This is a genomic window from Mumia flava (assembly GCF_002797495.1).
Lineage (GTDB): Bacteria > Actinomycetota > Actinomycetes > Propionibacteriales > Nocardioidaceae > Mumia > Mumia flava.
In genome coordinates this window covers 240,034-258,854 of sequence record NZ_PGEZ01000001.1, presented here as the reverse complement: position 1 = coordinate 258,854, position 18,821 = coordinate 240,034, and the positions used below count along the sequence as shown (strand labels likewise).

Here is an 18,821-nt window from a genome sequence, read left to right as displayed (position 1 = left end):
GCACAGTGTCGACGGGTCGCACAGCGTCGGCAGGTCCCGGGACGCGCCGGCATCCGGTGGGCGACTACTCCTGCAGGCTCAGCACCTCGGAGTGCTCGTCGTCGCCCCCACGGTCGCGGCTCCGGGTCCGCAGCACCGAGCGCGGCATCACGGTCGCGCGGACGCGACGCCGGCGGTCGACTCCCGCGATCAGCGCGTCCCGCACGACCACGACGTCCTCCCAGGGCGTCCCGTCGCCGGCCTCCGCCGCGTAGCGGGCACGTTCGAGCTCGGTGACGATGCGGGTCAGAGCGGCTGAGGCGTCGGGCGCGGACGAGAGCCGGGCGCGCAGGGGCGCCGAGGCTGCGCGCGCCGAGAGGCCGTCGTCCCAGCCGAGGCCGAGATCCTCCGCCGTGTCGGCGATCTCCGCCCACGCCGCCTCTGCCCGGGGGCCCGCGCCCCGCGTCTGCGTGCGCCGCCGTCGGCGGAGCACCCGGATCGAGGCCGGCGCGACGAGCAGGAGGACGAGCGCCAGAGCGGCGAGGCCGAGGAGCGCGTACGAGCGCCGCCCGTCCGCCGCCGTCCCGTCCGGTGCGGCACCCGAGTCGGAGACCTGACCGGGGGCCGTGGTCGCCTCGGCCTCGTCGGGCTGCTGTGCGGCGTCCCCGGACTCGTCCGACGACGAGTCGCCACCCTGACCGCCCTCGAACGACGGCGGGCTGTACCCGCTGCCGCCCGGCGTCGGCTCGAAGCCGACCCACCCGATGCCGGCGAAGTACAGCTCCGGCCACGCGTGCATGTCGGTGCCACGGAAGATCCAGCTGTCGTCCGTCGATCCCTGCTCACCGCTCAGGAAGCCGATCGCGACGCGGGCCGGGATCCGCAGCGCACGCGCCATCATCGCCATCGCCGACGCGAACTGCTCGCAGTAGCCGACGCGCTCGTCGGTCAGGAACGCCTCCATGGTCTCCATCCCCGACCCCGGGGCGCTCTGGACGTCGTAGACGAACCCGCCGTCCTCGCGGAGCCACCCCTGCAGCGCGAGCGCCTGGTCGAACGGGTCCTGCAGGTTGCCGACCACCTCCAGCGCCCGGTCGGTGACGACGCCGGGGGTGTCCTCGGGGAGGCGGGTGTAGGCCGACATCGTGATGGCTGAGGACGGCGCGAGCCGCAGCTGGGTCGACGTGGGCGACGAGAGGTCCGAGGCGAACTGGTAGGTGTCCCCGGCGAACGTCCCCGTGTCGGGGAGACGACTGATGTCGAGCATCCGGCGGTCGACCTGGACGTCCTCGGCCTCCCCGACGGAGACCGAGACCGGCGCGTACAGGTGGGGGAGCCACCGGGTGGCGAACGCGGGGTCCACGGTCGCGGTGTAGCGCGCGCGCTCGGCCTCGAGCTCGTCGTCGCGGCCCGGCGCCGCGGGGATGCCGTCGCTGACCGGCTGGGACGCGCCGACGCGGTCACCGAGCGTCCAGCCGTCGGGTTCGAGCGAGGGCAGCGAGGCCAGCCGCACGTAGCGCGGCCGCGGGGCGGAGTCGAGTGCGGTGACCGTGACCATCCGGCTGTTCGACTGCTCCTGGAGGTTGCGGCGCATGTCCAGCACCGGGTTCGTCAGGCCGGAGCCCGGTCCCGAACCGGAGCCGCCCGTACCGGACAGCAGGTTGGCCGTGGCGGCCGGCAGCACAGGAGCGAGCGCGACGGCGCCCACGATCGCGACGGCGGTCACGGCGGCCGCGGTCGCCTGGTGACCGGCGGGCGTCGGCGGGTCGTCGTCGAGCTCGGCGAGCGACGTGGCGCGTCTGCGGGCGCCCGGTCCGGTCGCGACCACCAGGCCGCCGAACGCGATCGCGGACACCACGAACCCCGCGATGCCCAGGTCGTCGCCGACGAGCGTGGCCGGCGTGACGTAGAGCGCGATCCAGACCAGCCCCAGCAGCACGGCCTGCCCGAGCCAGACCGCGACCGCGTCGGTGAGCAGCGTGAGCGCGAGCACCGCGCCGATCAGCATCGCGTCGAGGTCGGGGCTGGGAGGCACCGGCGGGGCGTACTGCTGAGCGTGCGTGCCCGCTCCGCTGAGGATCTCTCCGATCTGCGCCAACGTGGCCGGGGTCGGGATCACCCCCAGGATGCCCGTCCCGGGGGTGAGCGCGTAGGTGACGCACGCGACCGCGCCGGCGGCCTCGGCGAGGACCGCGGTCCCGTCGCCGAGGCCGACGCCGCGCGCGAGCACGCCGAGAGCGACGACGAACCCGGCGAACGTCGCCGCCCGGCCCACGAAGAGGTCGTCGGCCAGCAGCGGTGCGAGCACGATCGCGGAGGCGAGTCCGCTCGCCCACACCCACAGGCCCACCCAGGCAGCGCGCGCCAGCCGCTCCGTGCTCATCGCTGCTCCCGGGTCAGGGCGCCGACCCGAGCCGACCGCCAGGCCTCCGACACGGTCGTGCGCGGCCCGACCACGACCGACGCCCACCCGCCGGCGCGTGCGGACTCGACCACGTCCGCGGCCGACGCGGTCGGGCCGGACGGAACCCGCCACGCCGCCGGGTCGAGCACGAAGGCCAGCCGGTCGCGGGCCCCGTGGGTCACGGTGTGCAGCCGGTCGAGGATGTCGGCGTCCGTCGCGGAGACGATCGCGAGCGCAGCACCGCGCCCGGCGACGAGCGCGGGATCGATCGGCACGGGGTCACGGTGGACCGACGGCCGGACCGCCGCGAGCTCGTCGAGGATGAGCGACAGGGTCTCGGGGGCGGCATCGTGGGAGCGCGTCGCGTCGGTCACCAGGCGTACGTCCCATCCGCGGGCCGCGACGTGGCTGACCACCGAGGCCGCGGCGGAGACCGCCCACTCGAAGCTGCCGTCGTCGCCGAGCGTGTGCGCCGCGCGCCGGGTGTCGAGATAGACGACCAGGTCGGAGTCGCGGCCCTCCTCCTCCCGCCGCACCATCAGCTCGCCCGCGCGGGCGGTCGAGCGCCAGTGGATCCTGCGCAGGTCGTCGCCACGGCGGTACTCGCGCACGGTCGCGTCGTCGGAGCGGCCCGCCGCGGCCAGCCGGATCCGGTGCTCGCCCTCGTCGCTGCCCGAGCCCGAGGTGTGCGGCGTCCCGAGGGGGTGCACGACCGGGGTGACGACGAGGGGGGAGGTGCTGCGGAAGGTCCTCGAGAACGCGAGGAAGCCGAACGGGTCGGTGACCCGGATCGACGTCGGGCCGATCTGGTAGACGCCGCGGCGCCGGGGACGCAGGTGGTAGTCGATGGTGCAGGTCCAGCGGCGTCGCCCGCCGCGGATCCGGAACCGACGGTCGCTCCCGATCGCGTCGGGGATCCGCTCGGTCACCCCGGTGGTGCCGCCCGCGCCCCGTCCCGTGCCGTCGAGCACGAGCCGGACGTCGATCAGGTCGCCGGCGCTCACGCGTGCCGGCGCGAGCGTGCGCCGGGCTCGTACGGTGGTGCGTGCGCGGAGCACCAGCAGGACCGTGAGGACCGGCCAGAGCAGGGCGAGCACGCCGATCCGCAGCAGCGGCTCGAGCCCGAGGACCGCCGCCGCGGCCAGCACGGCGACACCGCTCGCCAGGAACGCCCGCCCGCGTGTGGTGAGGGCGTCGACGGCGGCGCGCATCACGACCCCGGGGACGGGACGCGCACGTCCGCGACGACCTCCGCGACGACGTCGTCGGGCCGGGTGCCGGCGACCGCGGCGTCCGCCGCGAGCAGCAGCCGGTGGGCGAGCACGGGGCCGGCCAGGGTGGCCACGTCGTCGGGGATGACGTACGCCCGTCCTTCCAGCACCGCGAGCGCCCGCGCGGCCCGTACGAGGTGCAGCGTCGCGCGGGGTGAGGCCCCGAGGCGCAGTCGCGGGTGCGTGCGGGTCGCGGCGCTGAGCGCGACGGCGTACTGCTCGACGGCGGGAGCGACGTGCACGCCGCGCACGGTGGTGACCAGGTCCGCGATCTCCTTGACGTCGGTGACCGGGACGAGCTCGGAGATCGGGTCGAGCGACCCGTGCCCGGCGAGCATCTGGGCCTCGGCCTCCGCCGAGGGGTATCCCAGGCTGATCCGCGCCGTGAAGCGGTCCCGTTGAGCCTCGGGGAGGGCGTAGGTGCCCTCCATCTCCAGCGGGTTCTGGGTCGCGACGACCATGAACGGGTCCTCGAGGGTGTGGGTCGTCGTGTCCACCGTGACCTGACGCTCCTCCATGCACTCGAGCAGCGCGGACTGGGTCTTGGGGGAGGCGCGGTTGATCTCGTCGCCGACCACGATGTTGCCGAAGACCGCGCCCGGGTGGAACTCGAACGCGCGTGCCTGCGGGTCCCAGACCGACGTCCCGGTCACGTCGCTGGGCAGCAGGTCCGGGGTGAACTGGATCCGGCGCACCGTGCCGTCGATCGAGCGTGCCAACGCCTTGCTCAGCATCGTCTTGCCGACGCCGGGCACGTCCTCGAGCAGCAGGTGCCCGCCCGCGAGCAGCACGATCACCGCCGTGCGGACCGCGCCGGACTTGCCGACGACCACCGTCTCGATGTTGGTGACCAGGCGGTGGGCGGTCTGCTGGATCTCGGTCGTGCGCTGCGGCTCCGGGGGCGCTGGGTGGTCGCGTCGTGAGGTGGTCAACGGTCCTCCTGTCGGAGCCGGTGGCGTGACGGCGCGGCTCGGCGCGTCCTGGTGATCGAGCCTACCCGCGACACCAGGCCTGTGCGGTCCGGTCGCTCCACTCCGCTCCACCGGGCCGGCGCACGAGCTCGTCGCGGGGTTCCAGGGCGGTGTGGAGGGGGAAGTGGGGCGCGAGGAGGCGCTATGTGGTTGACGGTGGGGCGAAGTGGGGTACAGTGGCGCAAAGTGGAGGACTAGCCGGTCCGCTCGGGAACCGGTCGGGGGCCGCAAGGTCCGCTTCGTGGAGGGGGGAGGTCGCGGTGCGATGTTCGTCGGCACGTACACGCCTCGCCTCGACGACAAGGGCCGGCTCTTCCTGCCGGCGAAGTTCCGGGAGCGCTTCGCGGAGGGTCTCGTGCTGACCAAGGGCCAGGAGCGGGCGATCTACGTCTGGACCGCCGCGGACTTCCAGGCCTTCACCGAGCGCATCCGCAACACGCCGTTCACCAACAAGGCGACCCGCGACTTCGTCCGGGTCCTCTTCGCCGGGGCCTCGGACGACGCCCCGGACAAGCAGGGCCGGATCACGATCCCGCCACCGCTGCGGGAGTACGCGCGGCTCGGGCGCGACTGCGTGGTCGTCGGGGCGGGCGAGCGGGTCGAGATCTGGGAGGCCCAGAGCTGGGCCGACTACTCCGAGGCACAGGAGGAGAGCTTCGCTCAGCTCTCGGAGGAGGTGATCGAAGGCCTGTTCTGAGACTCGGCGGCGAGCGAGGCTCGTGCGGCGAGGTCTCTCGGCCGCTCGGCACACGCGCTGGCGCACCTTCCCCGGTGCCAGACCGTGACCATCGAGCGGCCAGGGACCTGGTCGGACGAACCGAGGAGCTCGCCCGGACGGGTCCGGACGAACGAGTACGACGCAGCAACCACACGGAACGAGGGGTCGAGATGGTGGTGGGACGTCCCAGGGGGGCCGGGACGCATGGCTGAGCCGCAGCACGTGCCGGTCATGCTCGAGCGGACGCTCGAGGTGCTGGCGCCCGCCCTCGACCACGACGGCGCGATCCTGGTCGACGCGACGTCGGGTCTGGGCGGGCACAGCGAGGCGGCGCTTCGCCGCTTCGGCGGTGCGCGGGTGATCGGGATCGACCGTGATCCGCAGGCGCTGGAGCACGCGACGGCACGGCTCGCGCCGTTCGGCGACCGGGCCCGGCTCGTCCAGCGGGTCTACGACGACCTGGTGGCGGTCGTCGAGGAGCAGGGGCTCACGTCGGTCGACGCGGTGCTGATGGATCTCGGGGTCTCGTCGATGCAGCTCGACGTGGACGAGCGCGGGTTCTCCTACGCCCGGACCGCGCCGCTCGACATGCGGATGAGCCAGGACGACCCCCTGACCGCGGCCGAGGTGCTCAACACCTATCCGCCCGGGGACCTCGTGCGGATCCTGAGGACGTACGGCGAGGAGAAGCACGCGACGCGGATCGTCGACGCGGTCGTACGCCGCCGCGAGCGCACGCCGATCGCCACGAGCGACGAGCTCGTCGCCCTGGTGCGCGAGGCGCTGCCCGCCGCCGCGATGAGGACGGGAGGCAACCCCGCCAAGCGGACCTTCCAGGCGCTGCGGATCGAGGTCAACGACGAGCTCGGTGCGCTGCGCCGGGCGGTGCCGGCGGCCCTGGACGTGGTCGGGGTCGGCGGGCGGGTCGTCGTGATGGCCTACCACAGCCTGGAGGACCGGATCGTCAAGCAGGCCTTCTCCGCCGCGACGACCACCGACGCGCCCCCGGGCCTCCCGGTGGTGCCCGACGAGCTCCAGCCACGCTTCGCCTCCGTGACCCGGGGTGCGGAGCAGGCAGGAGAGGACGAGGTCGAGGACAACCCGAGGGCGAAGCCGGTGCGGCTGCGTGCCGTGGAGCGGATCAGGGAGGACGCATGAGCATCGTGAACCCGGTGCGTCGCGCCGGCACCGCGCCGCGCCCCGGTCCTCGCAACCCGCTGCGGGCCGTTCCCGACCGCGTGCAGCGCACGCCGCGGACCCCCTTCGTCCTGCTCGTCGTCAGCCTGCTGGCGGGCGGGCTGGTCGGTCTGCTCCTCCTCAACACGTCGATGCAGGACTCCGCGTTCGAGCTCGCGACGCTGGAGGACAAGGCCGAGGCGCTGCAGAGCCGCCGCGCGGAGCTGACGATGGAGGTGGAGAAGCGGGAGACCCCGCAGGCGCTGGCACGCCGCGCGTCGAAGCTCGGCATGGTGCCGAACGAGAGCCCGGTCTTCCTCCGGCTGTCCGACGGCACGGTCGTGGGCGACCCGGAGCCGGCCTCGGCGGACGGGCCGCCCTCGGGCCTCGGCGGTCCTTCGCCGGCCGAGGTGGGGGCGCGGGGATGACGGCGCGGGTGCGCAACCGCGCGCGGTTCTGCTTCGCGGTCGTCGCGCTCCTGCTGGTTCTCTTCTCCGTCCGCCTGATCCAGATCCAGGGCGTCGACGCGAACGCGTACGCCGCGAGGGCGCTGGCCGAGACCTCGGTCCCGTCCGTGCTGCACGCCGAGCGTGGCGAGATCCTCGACCGTGACGGCGACGCGCTCGCCACCACGATCGACGCGCGCGCGATCATCGCCGACCCGTTGCTGACCCGTGAGCACGCGACCGCGATCGCCGAGGTCCTGGCGGACGTCGTCGACCTCGACTACTTCGACACCGTCGACCGGCTCCGTCGGGAGGACACACGGTTCGTCTACCTGGCCCGCAAGGTCCCGACCTTCACCGCCGACAAGGCGGTGCAGCGTCTGCGCGCCGCCGAGCTGCCGGGCATCAGCACCGAGCGCGACCCGTTGCGCAGCTACCCGGGCGGGACGCTGGCCGCCACGGTCGTCGGCCTGGTCGCCGAGGACAGCGGCGACGGGACCAGCGGGCTGGAGGAGGCCTTCGACGACGTCCTGGCCGGGGTCGACGGCAAGGCGGTCTACGAGACGTCGCCGGACGGCGTGCGGATCCCGCTCGCGCGCCAGACGACGAAGGAGCCGGTGCCCGGGCGGGACGTGCGGACGACCATCGATCGCGATCTCCAGTGGTACGCGGACCGCCGGCTCGCCAAGGCCGTGCGCAGCAGCGACTCCGGCTGGGGCGTCGCGGTCACGGTGGACCTGAAGTCCATGGAGGTGCTCCAGCTGTCGCAGCTGCCGACCTTCGACGCCGGGGACCGTTCGACGGTCACGCCGGGAGCCTTGAACAACCGGGCCGTGCAGAACGTCTACGAGCCGGGCTCGGTCCAGAAGGTCGTCACCATGGCGGCGCTCGCGGACGCGGGACTGGTGACGCCCCGGACGAAGGTGAAGGTCCCGAGCGACGTGAGCCTGGACGGGTTCACGATCGGCGACTGGTGGGACCACGGCACGATCCGTCTGACCGCGGCCGGGGTGGTGGCCCAGTCGTCGAACGTCGGCACGATCGCGCTGTCGCAGCAGATGAGCAGCGAGGACCTGCACGACTACCTGGTCGCCTTCGGGTTCGGCCGGCAGACGGGGCTGGGTCTGCCGTCGGAGTCGCGGGGGATCCTGCACGACGCGGACGCCTGGTCGGAGGCGGCGCACGCGACGGTCTCGTTCGGACAGGGGATCTCGGTGACCGCGATGCAGGAGGTGGCGGCGATCGCCACGATCGCGAACGGCGGCGTCTGGCAGGCGCCGCGGCTGGTCGCCGACGTCGAAGGGGGCGGTGAGCCGGCGGACGACCTCGAGGTGCCCGAGTCGCGGCGCGTCGTCTCCGCGGAGGCGGCGTCGATGGTCACGAGGATGATGGAGGCCGTCACCTCCGACGAGGGCGTCGCACCGCAGACCCGCGTCGACGGCTACCGCGTCGCGGGGAAGACCGGCACCGCCTGGCGGGTTGATCCCGAGACCGGCCGCTACCAGAGCGGCCGCAACACGGTCTCGTTCGTCGGGTTCGCGCCCGCCGACGCGCCGCGGTTCCTGACGTACGTCGTGCTGGACGACCCTGCGGGGTCGGCCTCGGGCGGCGGGACCGCAGGTCCGGTCTTCCACGACATCATGCAGCAGGCGCTCCAGCGCTACGGCGTGGCACCGACCGGCAGCAAGGCTCCCAGGACTCCGCAGGAGTGGTGAGTGCCGATACGCTCGGCCGCGATGGCCGCTGATCCTGATGACCTGATCGACACCCGCCCGCAGCGCGTGCGCCCGGTGCGGCTCGGCGCACTCGACGTCCTCGGCTCGCGGGACCCGGGCTCGCCCGACCTCGCAGCCGCGGCGGACGTCACGGTGACGGGCGTCACGCTCGCCTCGGCCGACGTCCGCCCGGGCGACCTGTACGCCGCGCTGCCGGGGGCCCGTACGCACGGCGCCCGCTTCGCCGCGGACGCGATCGCGCGCGGCGCGGTCGCGGTCCTGACCGACGCCGCCGGGGCCGCGATCCTCGCCGAGACGGCAGACACCGGGGCGGACCGCGTGGCCGTCGTGACCGTCGACGATCCGCGATCGCGGCTGGGTGCGCTCGCGGCCCAGGTGTACGGCGACCCGGCGGAGCGACTCACGACGTTCGGGGTCACCGGGACCCAGGGCAAGACCACCTGCACCTATCTCGCGGCCTCCGCCCTGGCGGGAGCAGGGGAGCGGGTCGGACTGATCGGCACCACCGGGACGCTCGTCGACGGCACGCCGGTGGCCTCCGCGCTCACCACACCGGAGGCCCCGGCGCTGCACGCGCTGCTCGCCGTGATGGCCGAGCGGGGGGTCGGCGCGGTCGCGATGGAGGTCTCGAGCCATGCGCTCGCGCTGCACCGCGCCGACGGGGTGGTCTTCGACGTCGCCGCGTTCCTCAACCTGGGGCGCGACCACCTCGACTTCCACACGGACCTCGAGGACTACTTCGCCGCGAAGGCGTCGCTGTTCACCCCCGAGCACGCCGCGCGGGCGGTCGTCGACGTCGACGACCCGTACGGGCGCCGGCTGGTCGAGCAGACCACGCTGCCGGTGCGGACGGTCGACCTGGCGGGAAGCGCGCAGTGGAGCGTGCGCACCCTCGATGAGGGCCCGCGCGGATCGACGGCACGGGTCGTCGCGCCGGGGGGCCGCGAGCTGGACCTCGTCGTCAACCTGCCCGGACGGTTCAACGTCGCGAACGCCCTGGTCGTGCTCGCCTCGCTCGCCGAGGTCGGCTACGACCCGGAGGCGCTGGCCGCGGGCATCGCTGCCTGCGCGGGGGTCCCCGGACGGATGGAGCGGGTCGAGGCCGGGCAGCGGTTCACCGCGATCGTGGACTACGCCCACAAGCCGGACGCGCTGCGGGCCGTCCTCGACTCGCTGCGCGGGCTGAGCCCCGGCCGCCTCGTCCTCGTGATCGGGGCGGGCGGCGACCGCGACCCCGGCAAGCGTCCGCTGATGGGGGCGGTCGGAGCCGAGCTCGCCGACGTGCTCGTGGTCACCGACGACAACCCCCGTACGGAGGATCCCGCCACGATCCGTGCCGCCGTCCTCGCCGGGGCGGCCGCGCAGGACGCCGGTACGGAGGTGGTCGAGATCGGTGACCGCGCCGAGGCGATCGCGCGTGCGGTGGCGCTGGCCGGTGACGACGACGTCGTGGTGGTGGCGGGCAAGGGCCACGAGCGCGGGCAGATCGTGGGGGACTCGGTGCTCGCGTTCGACGACCGCGACGTCCTCGCCGCCGCGATCGAGGACCGCCTCGGGGGTGGCCGGTGATCCCGATGCGCCTGGCCGAGATCGCCGCCGTGGTCGGGGGTCGCGTCGAGCCGGAGCACGCCGGTGTGGAGGTGGTGGCGCCGGCAGCGATCGACTCGCGCGTCGTGGAGCCCGGCGGGCTCTTCGTCGCGCTGGCGGGCGAGCACACCGACGGGCACGCGTTCGTGGGCGCCGCGGCCGACCGGGGTGCCGCGGCGGTCCTCGCGGCCCGGCCCGTCGGCGCACCGTACGTCCTCGTCGACGACCCGGCGGCTGCGCTGTCGCTGCTCGCGGCCGAGGTGCGGCGACGACTCCGGGGCTGCGCGGTGATCGGGATCACCGGGTCCCAGGGCAAGACCAGCGTCAAGGACCTCCTCGCGCAGGTGTTGGCGGCACAGGGGGCGACGGTCGCGACCGCCGGCAACTTCAACAACGAGATCGGTGTCCCGCTGACCCTGCTGCGGGCGGACGCCTCGACCCGCTACCTCGTGGTCGAGATGGGCGCCCGGCACGTCGGCAACATCGCCGAGCTGTGCGCGCTCGCTCGTCCCGACGTCGGCGTGGTGCTGAACGTCGGGTCGGCCCACGTGGGGGAGTTCGGGTCCCGCGAGGCGATCGCGCAGGCCAAGGGCGAGCTGGTCGAGGCCCTGTCCGCCGACGGCACCGCGGTGCTGAACGCCTCCGACGAGGCCGTGGTGGCGATGCGGAGCCGGACGGCCGCCCGCGTGAGCACGTTCGGTGCCGACGAGGAGGCCGACGTGGCCGTGCGCGACGTCGTGCTGCGCCGCGACGGCACGGTCGAGGCCGACCTGCGCCTGGCCGGGCGGTGGTCGCGTCTGCGGCTCGGTCTGCTCGGGGCGCACCAGGCCACCAACGCCGCGGCCGCGGCCGCGGCGGCGCTCGCGGTCGGGATCACCCCGGACGTGATCGTCCGCGAGCTCGGCGCCGCCTCGCCGCGGTCGGCCTGGCGGATGGAGCGTGCGGTGACCCCGGACGGTGTCGTGGTCGTGAACGACGCCTACAACGCCAACCCGGAGTCGACGGCGTCCGCCCTGCGGACGCTCGCCGCGATGACGCCCACCGACGCCGCCTCGTACGCGGTGCTGGGAGAGATGCTCGAGCTCGGCGGTGCGGCAGCGCGCGCGCACGCCGACGTTGGTAGTCTCGCCGCGGAACTCGGACTCACCCACGTCGTCGCGGTCGGCGCCGGAGCCCACGGCGTGCACGACGCGGCGCGGGCGGCCGGGGCAGCGTCCGTCGCCGTCGCGGACGTGACCGAGGCGGTCGGCTGGCTGCGCACGCGCATCCGGCCCGGCGACGTCGTCCTGGTCAAGGCGTCCCGGGCCAGCGGGCTGGACCGGGTGGCGGCCGCGCTCCTGGAACCGCGGGACTTCGACGAAGGGGACGACGCTCGATGAGGGCCATTCTGATGGCAGGCGGCTTCGGCCTGCTGGGCACGCTGCTCGGCACACCGCTGGCGATCCGCCTGCTCGTCAGCAAGGGCTACGGACAGCTGATCCGCGACGACGGGCCGACCTCCCACCACACCAAGCGCGGCACGCCCACGATGGGCGGTCTGGTGATCATGATCTCGGTCGTCGTCGCGTACTTCCTGGCCGAGCTGATCACGGGCAACGAGCCGTCGGCCTCCGCGCTGCTGCTGCTGTTCCTGTTCGTCGGCCTCGGGCTCGTGGGGTTCCTCGACGACTACATCAAGATCGTCAAGCAGCGCAGCCTCGGCCTGCGCTCGAAGGCGAAGCTGGCGGGCCAGGCCATCGTCGCGCTCACCTTCGCCCTGCTCGCCCTGAACTTCCCCGATGCGAACGGCCGGACCCCGATCTCGGAGTCCATCTCCTTCATCCGTGACCTGCCCTCCTGGGGTCTGCCGGCCGCCGTGATCGTGGTGTGGGTGCTGCTGATGGTCTGGGGCACGAGCAACGGCGTGAACCTCACCGACGGGCTCGACGGGCTCGCGACGGGCGCCTCGGTGATGGTCTTCGGCGCCTACATGCTGATCAACATCTGGCAGTCCAACCAGTCGTGCGCGATCAACCCCGGACCGAAGTGCTACGACGTGCGCGACCCGCTGGACCTGGCCGTGGTCGCGGCGGCGCTGACGGGGGCGTGCTTCGGGTTCCTCTGGTGGAACACCTCGCCGGCGAAGATCTTCATGGGCGACACCGGCTCGCTGTCCCTCGGCGGCGCGATCGCCGGGTTCGCGATCATGACCCGCACCGAGCTCCTGCTGCTCGCGATCGGCGGCCTGTTCGTGCTGATCACGCTGTCGGTGATCCTCCAGGTCGGCTGGTTCAAGCTCTCCGGCGGCAAACGGCTCTTCCGGATGGCACCGCTGCAGCACCACTTCGAGCTGCTCGGGTGGGCGGAGATCACGATCGTCGTCCGCTTCTGGATCATCTCGGGGCTGTGCGTCGCGCTCGGGCTCGGCATCTTCTACGCCGAGTGGGTCAGCGGCGCATGACGCGGCCCGACCTCGCACTCCTGGGCCGCGGCGACTCCTGGGAGGGGGTCCGGGCGGTCGTCGCGGGCCTCGGCGTCAGCGGGTACGCAGCCGCGGACGCCCTCGTCCAGATGGGCGCGTCCGTCACGATCCTGGACGACGCCGACTCCGAGACGGTGCGCGAGCGGGCGCAGATCCTCGAGGTGCTGGGGGCGCAGGTGCGCCTCGGCCCGGGAGCGACCGCCTCCCTGCCCGACGGCGCCGACCTCCTCGTCCCGTACCCGGGGCTGCCGCCACGCACCCCGATCGTCGCCGAGGCGCTCGCTGCGGACACCGCCGTCTGGTCCGAGCCGGAGCTCGGGTGGCGGCTGCGCGCCGACGACGCCGCACCGTGGATCGCCGTCACCGGCACGAACGGCAAGACCACCACCACCCAGATGCTCGACGGGATCCTGCGCGCGGGCGGGCTGCGCAGCGCCGCGGTCGGCAACATCGGCGTCCCGGTGACCGAGGCGGTGATGGACCCGACCGGCTTCGACGTGCTCGCCGTGGAGCTCTCGAGCTTCCAGCTCCACTTCGACGCCTCGATCGCGTGCGAGTCGGCCGCCGTGCTGAACGTCGCGCCGGACCACCTGGACTGGTACGACGACCCGCAGGACTACGGTCGTGACAAGGGCCGGGTCTACGAGCGGGTCGAGCGCGCGTGCGTCTACAACGTGGCCGACCCGGCGACCGAGGCGCTGGTCCGCGAGGCCGACGTGGTCGAGGGTGCGCGGGCGATCGGGTTCACCCTGGGCATCCCCGGTCCGGGCCAGGTCGGCGTCGTGGAGGACGCGCTCGCCGACCGGGCGTTCGTCGCCGAGCGCGCCACGAGCGCGGCGGAGCTGGCGACCACGGCCGATCTCGCCGGCCCGGCCGGCGAGCCGCCCGCCCCGCACCTCGTCGCGAACGCTCTCGCGGCGGCCGCGCTCGCACGCGCACACGGCGTCGAGCCGCGCGCGGTCCGTGACGGGCTGCGCGCCTACCGACCGGGCGCGCACCGGATCCAGCAGGTCGACGAGGTCGGCGGCGTCGCGTACGTCGACGACTCCAAGGCGACCAACCCGCACGCCGCCCTGTCCTCGCTCGGGGCGTACCCGTCGGTGGTCTGGGTCGCGGGCGGGCTCGCGAAGGGAACGACCTTCGACGACCTGGTGCGTACGGCCCGCCACCGGCTGCGGGCAGCGGTGCTGATCGGTCGCGACCGGGCCGTGATCGCCGACGCATTGCGGCGACACGCTCCGGATGTGCCGGTGGTCGAGGTCGACTCGGGCCACGATGACCCCATGGATCGCGTCGTCGACGCGGCAGCCGGGTTCGCCCAGCCGGGCGACACCGTCCTGCTCGCGCCGGGGTGCGCATCCATGGACCAGTTCTCGGGCTACGCGGCGCGTGGGGATGCCTTCGCCGCCGCGGTCGCCCGGTACGCGGCGTCCGGGCGGTGAGGACCGCCCTCGGAATCGACCAGGGCGGGAGGCGCGAGGTGGCTCGAGCCGCAGACCGTACGCGCCCGTCCGACTCCGTGCCCCGCCTCGGGACGCACCCCCTGACGTCGTACTACCTGGTGCTCGCCGTCTCGGCCCTGCTGGTGGGCTTCGGGATGGTGATGGTGCTGAGCTCGAGCTCGGTCACGTCGTACGACCTGCACGGCAGCCCGTACACCATCGCGAGCCGGCAGGCGATCTTCCTGGTGGTCGCGCTGCTCGCGTCGGTCGTGGTGTGGCGCCTCCCGATCCGGGTGATCCGCGCGTTCGCGTACCCGCTGTTGCTCGTGGCGCTGGCCCTGCTGGCCGCGACGTTCACCCCGCTCGGGTCGGACGTGAACGGCAACCGCAACTGGATCGACGTCGGGGCGCCGTTCCTCATCCAGCCGTCGGAGATCGCGAAGCTCGCGGTCGTGGTCTGGAGCGCGGACCTCTTCGCCCGCAAGCTCCGGCTGCTCGACCGGCCCAAGCACGTGTGGATCCCGATGATGCCGGTCACCTTCGGCGTGGCGATGGTGGTCGTCCTGCAGCGCGACCTCGGCACGGCCGTGGTGCTGTTCGCGATCATCCTCGGCATGCTGTTCGCGGCCGGGCTGCCCGGGCGGCACTTCCTGGTGGCCTTCCTGCTGCTCGCCGCGGTCGCGCTGGCGTTCGTCCGCGCCGACGAGGAGCGGATCAGTCGGCTGACCTCGTTCACCGACCCGTTCGCGGACCCCACCGGGGCCGGCTACCAGGCGGCGCACGGACTGATGGGGTTGGCGACCGGCGGCCTGTGGGGCGTCGGGCTGGGCGGGAGCCGGCAGAAGTGGGGCGCCCTGCCCGAGGCGCACACCGACTTCGTCTTCGCCGTGATCGGGGAGGAGCTCGGCCTGATCGGCGCGCTCGGCGTCCTCGTGCTCTACGGCCTGCTGGCCTACGCCGGGTTCCGGATCGCGCGCCGCGCCGGCGACCCGTTCGCCCGGTTCGCGGCCGCCGGGATCACCGTGTGGATCCTGGTCCAGACCCTGATCAACGTCGGGATGGTGATCGGTGTCGCCCCGGTCATCGGCATCCCGCTCCCACTGATCTCCTACGGTGGGTCTGCGCTCGCACCGACGGTCGTCGCGCTCGCGCTGCTCGCGAACTTCGCGCGCACCGAGCCGGGAGCGGCGGCGGCGCTGCGAGCCCAGCGCGAGCGGCGTCAGCGGCGCCGTTCCCACGACGCCGTCGCACCCCCGACGGGTGCGGCGACCCGGCGACCGGCCGTACGGCGGGTCGCCGATCCCAGACCACGGACCGGTGGGGTGCCCGCCGGAGAGGAAGGATGACGGTGACGCGACGCGTCCTGCTCGCCGGCGGAGGAACCGCCGGTCACGTCTCGCCCCTGCTCGCGACGGCGGCGGCGCTGCGCCGCGCCGAGGGCGACGTCGAGGTCACGGCCCTGGGCACCCCGAAAGGGCTCGAGGTCACGCTGGTGCCGCAGGCGGGCTACCCGCTCGAGCAGGTCCCCGCGGTGCCGCTCCCGCGCCGCGTCAGCGCGGACCTCCTCAAGGTGCCCGGGCGGCTCGCCGGCACGGTCCGTGCGACGGGCGAGGTCTTCGACCGCGTCCGCCCCGACGTCGTCGTGGGCTTCGGCGGGTACGTGTCGGTTCCCGCGTACCTGGTGGCGCGCAAGCGCCACGTCCCGATCGTCGTCCACGAGCAGAACGCCCTCCCGGGGATCGCGAACAAGCTCGGCGCCCGCTTCACCGAGCGGGTGTTCACCAGCTTCCCCGACACGCCGATCGCCCACGGTCGCTACATCGGTCTGCCCATGCGCACCTCGATCGCCGGGCTCGACCGCGATGCGACCCGGACCGAGGCGCGGGCGCACTTCGGTCTCGACCCGGACCGTCCGACGCTGCTCGTCACCGGCGGCTCGCAGGGCGCGCGGCGGATCAACCAGGCGGTCTCCGGGGCCGCCGACGCGTTCGCCGAGGCGGGGGTGCAGGTGCTCCACGCCGCCGGCCGGGTCGAGGAGGCCACGGTCGAGCGCGCCGACGGCGAGCCGCCCTACGTCACGGTGCCGTACATCGAGCGGATCGACCTGGCCTACGCCGCCGCCGACCTCATCGTGTGCCGCGCGGGTGCCGGGACGGTCTCGGAGGTGGCGGCGGTCGGGCTGCCCGCGATCTTCGTGCCGCTGCCGATCGGCAACGGCGAGCAGGCGCTCAACGCGCACCCGGTCGTGACGGCCGGGGGCGGCATCCTGCTCGAGGACGAGTCGGCCACCGCGACCTGGATGGCCGACCACGTCGTCGGTCTGCTGCGCGACCGCGACGGGCTGCGGGCGATGTCGCGGGCGGCCGCCGGGCTGATGCCGCGCGACGCCGACGCGGTCCTGGCGTCGGCCGTGCTCGAGGCGGTCGCACGGTGAGGCTCGACGTCCCGGAGCGGATCGAGGCCGCGGAGGATCTCGGCCGTGTGCACTTCGTGGGGATCGGCGGTGCCGGCCTGTCGGCGATCGCGCGGATCATGGCGCAGCGGGGGATCGCCGTGCAGGGCAGCGACGGGCGGGACTCGGCGACGCTGACCGCGCTGCGCAACGAGGGCGCGTCGGTCTTCGTCGGCCATGCAGCACACAACCTCGGCGATGCCGACACGCTGGTGGTCTCGACCGCCGTCCGCGAGGACAATCCCGAGGTCGTCGAGGCGCAGCGGCGCGGCCTGAGGCTGTACCCGCGCTCGGCCGGGCTCCAGTCGGTGATGGCGGGCCGCTCGGTGCTCGCGGTGGCAGGCACGCACGGCAAGACGACCACGACCTCGATGCTCACGGTGGCGCTGCTGGCCGCCGGCCTCGACCCCTCGTACGCGATCGGTGCCACCGTCGCGGCGCTCGGCACGAACGCGCACGCCGGCACGGACCGGTGGTTCGTCGCCGAGGCGGACGAGAGCGACGGCGCGTTCCTCGTCTACCGCCCCTACGGCGCGGTGGTGACGAACGTCGAGGCCGACCACCTGGACATCTGGGAGACCGAGGGGGCCTACCGCGACGCGTTCGTCCGGTTCGTCGACCGGATCGACCCGGACGGGTTCGTCGTGCTGTGCGCCGACGACCCCGGCGCCGACGCGCTCGGGTCGCCCGCGCGGCAGCGGGGCCTGAGGGTGATCCGCGTCGGCACGGCCGACGGCGCCGACCTGAGGGCGGTGGACCTGCGGGTCGAGGACGGGGGGACGACGTTCCGTGTGCTGCGCGGGGAGTCCGACCTCGGCCGGGTCCGGCTGCAGGTGCCCGGGCGCCACTACGTGCTGGACGCGCTCGCTGCGCTCGCGGCGGCCCTGGAGGCCGGTGCGAGCTTCGCCGACGCCGCCACCGGACTGGCGTCGTACGGCGGGGCGAGCCGGCGGATGGAGCGTCTCGGCGAGGTCGGGGGGATCCGCGTCTACGACTCGTACGCCCACCACCCGACGGAGATCGCCGGCGACCTCGAGGCGGCCCGCGGGCTGGCCGGCGACGGCCGGGTCGTGGTCGCGTTCCAGCCGCACCTGGTGAGCCGGACGCGGATCTTCGCCGCAGCCATGGGTGCCGCGCTGTCGGCAGCCGACGAGGTGGTGGTGACCGACGTCTACCTCGCGCGTGAGGAGCCCGATCCCGCGGTGACGGGCGCGCTCGTACGCTCGGCCGTGACGCTGCCCCCGGAGGCGGTGCACGCGGGCGTCCCGCTCGACGAGCTCGACCGCCAGCTGGCGGCGCTCGCGCGGCCCGGCGACCTCGTCCTGCTGCTGGGCGCCGGCGACATCACCTCGGTCGGTCCGCGTCTGCTGCACACGCTCGAGGAGCACCCGCAGCCGTGACGACCACCACGGACCGGTTCGCCGCCCGGCGATGGCGGGCGCGGCTCGTGCGGGCGCGGCCGTGGCTGCTCGCCCTGCTCGGCCTCGGTCTCGTCGCCGTGGCCGTCTGGGTGGTCGCCGGCACGTCGGTCCTCGGGGTCGACGACGTCGAGGTCGACGGAAACCGCACCGTGGACGCCCAGGTCGTCGTGGACGCCGCGGAGGTCGTGACCGGCACGCCGCTGGTCCGGCTCGACACCGACGCGATCCGGGAGCGGGTGGCCACGGTGCCGCAGGTGGCCTCCGTCGAGGTACGGCGGCGGCTGCCCGGAACGGTCGTGGTCACCGTCGTCGAACGGACCCCGGTCGCCGAGGTGACGATCGCGGGCGAGACGCTGCTGCTGGCCGACGACGGCGTCGTCTATCCCCCGGCGGGGCGGGTTCCCGGGCGGCTGCCGGCGGTCGAGGTGGCGGATCGCGTGCGCGACCGTGACGCCGCGCTGAGCGAGGTCGCCGCAGCGATCTCGGCGATGGAGGAGTCGGTGGCACGCCGGGTGAGCGAGGTCCAGGTCCGCAGCCGTGACGGCATCACGCTGTCCTTGCGCGACGGGGCGGTCGTCGAGTGGGGGAGCGCGGACCAGCCCGAGCTCAAGGCCGAGGTGCTGGGCGTCCTGCTCGCGCAGAAGGCCGCCCGCTACGACGTGAGCACGCCGGGGCGGCCCACGATCGTCCCGTGACACGCCGTGGCGGCGTGTCGTCGCGGATCGGCGTGCCCGGCCACGTAGTTTCTTCCCATGGC

Annotated in this window: 15 protein-coding genes; 12 read left to right on the top strand and 3 right to left on the bottom strand. The window is 74.1% G+C overall.

Annotation, left to right across the window (positions count from 1 at the left end; translation table 11 throughout):
• Positions 1-64 precede the first annotated feature (64 nt).
• From CLV56_RS01190 to CLV56_RS01180, 3 genes are read right to left on the bottom strand one after another with little or no spacing between them, the layout of a single operon-like run.
• On the bottom strand, positions 65-2,362 hold the full coding sequence (locus CLV56_RS01190; RefSeq protein ID WP_039340175.1) for a transglutaminase TgpA family protein: 2,298 nt from the start codon (positions 2,360-2,362) through the stop codon (positions 65-67).
• Positions 2,359-3,594, bottom strand: coding sequence for a DUF58 domain-containing protein (locus tag CLV56_RS01185; RefSeq protein ID WP_100414257.1), 1,236 nt, complete (start codon positions 3,592-3,594; stop codon positions 2,359-2,361). The genes CLV56_RS01190 and CLV56_RS01185 overlap by 4 nt, the downstream gene beginning before the upstream one ends.
• A complete protein-coding gene (locus tag CLV56_RS01180) occupies positions 3,594-4,586 on the bottom strand; it encodes an AAA family ATPase (RefSeq protein ID WP_100414256.1) in 993 nt (330 codons plus the stop codon). Before CLV56_RS01180 ends, CLV56_RS01185 begins: the two co-directional genes overlap by 1 nt.
• A 304-nt stretch (positions 4,587-4,890) precedes the next feature.
• Between CLV56_RS01180 and mraZ the strand changes: the two genes are divergently transcribed.
• From mraZ to CLV56_RS01120, 12 genes are all read left to right on the top strand, one after another.
• Entirely contained in the window at positions 4,891-5,322 is a 432-nt protein-coding gene (gene mraZ / locus CLV56_RS01175) for a division/cell wall cluster transcriptional repressor MraZ (protein WP_039340177.1), read from the top strand.
• Between the two features lie 225 nt (positions 5,323-5,547).
• Positions 5,548-6,501, top strand: coding sequence for a 16S rRNA (cytosine(1402)-N(4))-methyltransferase RsmH (gene rsmH, locus CLV56_RS01170; protein WP_039340178.1), 954 nt, complete (start codon positions 5,548-5,550; stop codon positions 6,499-6,501).
• Positions 6,498-6,947, top strand: coding sequence for a cell division protein FtsL (ftsL, locus tag CLV56_RS01165; protein WP_100414255.1), 450 nt, complete (start codon positions 6,498-6,500; stop codon positions 6,945-6,947). Before rsmH ends, ftsL begins: the two co-directional genes overlap by 4 nt.
• The gene (locus tag CLV56_RS01160) at positions 6,944-8,680 is read left to right on the top strand and encodes a peptidoglycan D,D-transpeptidase FtsI family protein (RefSeq protein WP_039340180.1); all 1,737 of its coding nucleotides are present in this window, start codon (positions 6,944-6,946) and stop codon (positions 8,678-8,680) included. Before ftsL ends, CLV56_RS01160 begins: the two co-directional genes overlap by 4 nt.
• Before the next feature lie 21 nt (positions 8,681-8,701).
• On the top strand, positions 8,702-10,270 hold the full coding sequence (locus CLV56_RS01155) for a UDP-N-acetylmuramoyl-L-alanyl-D-glutamate--2,6-diaminopimelate ligase (protein ID WP_039340275.1): 1,569 nt from the start codon (positions 8,702-8,704) through the stop codon (positions 10,268-10,270).
• Between the two features lie 5 nt (positions 10,271-10,275).
• A complete protein-coding gene (locus CLV56_RS01150) occupies positions 10,276-11,667 on the top strand; it encodes a UDP-N-acetylmuramoyl-tripeptide--D-alanyl-D-alanine ligase (RefSeq protein ID WP_342745029.1) in 1,392 nt (463 codons plus the stop codon).
• Positions 11,664-12,728 (top strand): phospho-N-acetylmuramoyl-pentapeptide-transferase, encoded by a 1,065-nt coding sequence (gene mraY / locus CLV56_RS01145; RefSeq protein WP_039340181.1) that lies wholly within the window; start codon positions 11,664-11,666, stop codon positions 12,726-12,728. The genes CLV56_RS01150 and mraY overlap by 4 nt, the downstream gene beginning before the upstream one ends.
• Positions 12,725-14,191 carry a UDP-N-acetylmuramoyl-L-alanine--D-glutamate ligase gene (murD, locus tag CLV56_RS01140; RefSeq protein ID WP_039340182.1) on the top strand — a complete coding sequence of 489 codons (1,467 nt, stop codon included), beginning with the start codon at positions 12,725-12,727 and terminating at the stop codon, positions 14,189-14,191. Before mraY ends, murD begins: the two co-directional genes overlap by 4 nt.
• 38 nt (positions 14,192-14,229) lie before the next feature.
• Entirely contained in the window at positions 14,230-15,537 is a 1,308-nt protein-coding gene (ftsW, locus tag CLV56_RS01135) for a putative lipid II flippase FtsW (RefSeq protein ID WP_100414253.1), read from the top strand.
• Positions 15,534-16,625 (top strand): undecaprenyldiphospho-muramoylpentapeptide beta-N-acetylglucosaminyltransferase, encoded by a 1,092-nt coding sequence (gene murG / locus CLV56_RS01130; RefSeq protein ID WP_039340184.1) that lies wholly within the window; start codon positions 15,534-15,536, stop codon positions 16,623-16,625. The genes ftsW and murG overlap by 4 nt, the downstream gene beginning before the upstream one ends.
• Entirely contained in the window at positions 16,622-18,043 is a 1,422-nt protein-coding gene (gene murC, locus CLV56_RS01125; RefSeq protein WP_039340185.1) for a UDP-N-acetylmuramate--L-alanine ligase, read from the top strand. Before murG ends, murC begins: the two co-directional genes overlap by 4 nt.
• Positions 18,040-18,759, top strand: a complete 720-nt coding sequence (locus CLV56_RS01120; protein ID WP_100414252.1) for a cell division protein FtsQ/DivIB — start codon at positions 18,040-18,042, stop codon at positions 18,757-18,759. Before murC ends, CLV56_RS01120 begins: the two co-directional genes overlap by 4 nt.
• Positions 18,760-18,821 lie beyond the last annotated feature (62 nt).

Coding starts and splice junctions, on each gene's coding strand:
- murD (WP_039340182.1), top strand. CDS start 12,725: ATGACGCGGCCCGACCTCGCACTCCTGGGCCGCGGCGACTCCTGGGAG.
- CLV56_RS01190 (WP_039340175.1), bottom strand. CDS start 2,362: ATGAGCACGGAGCGGCTGGCGCGCGCTGCCTGGGTGGGCCTGTGGGTG.
- mraY (WP_039340181.1), top strand. CDS start 11,664: ATGAGGGCCATTCTGATGGCAGGCGGCTTCGGCCTGCTGGGCACGCTG.
- CLV56_RS01150 (WP_342745029.1), top strand. CDS start 10,276: ATGCGCCTGGCCGAGATCGCCGCCGTGGTCGGGGGTCGCGTCGAGCCG.
- CLV56_RS01160 (WP_039340180.1), top strand. CDS start 6,944: ATGACGGCGCGGGTGCGCAACCGCGCGCGGTTCTGCTTCGCGGTCGTC.
- mraZ (WP_039340177.1), top strand. CDS start 4,891: ATGTTCGTCGGCACGTACACGCCTCGCCTCGACGACAAGGGCCGGCTC.
- CLV56_RS01155 (WP_039340275.1), top strand. CDS start 8,702: ATGGCCGCTGATCCTGATGACCTGATCGACACCCGCCCGCAGCGCGTG.
- murG (WP_039340184.1), top strand. CDS start 15,534: ATGACGGTGACGCGACGCGTCCTGCTCGCCGGCGGAGGAACCGCCGGT.
- CLV56_RS01185 (WP_100414257.1), bottom strand. CDS start 3,594: ATGCGCGCCGCCGTCGACGCCCTCACCACACGCGGGCGGGCGTTCCTG.
- ftsL (WP_100414255.1), top strand. CDS start 6,498: ATGAGCATCGTGAACCCGGTGCGTCGCGCCGGCACCGCGCCGCGCCCC.
- rsmH (WP_039340178.1), top strand. CDS start 5,548: ATGGCTGAGCCGCAGCACGTGCCGGTCATGCTCGAGCGGACGCTCGAG.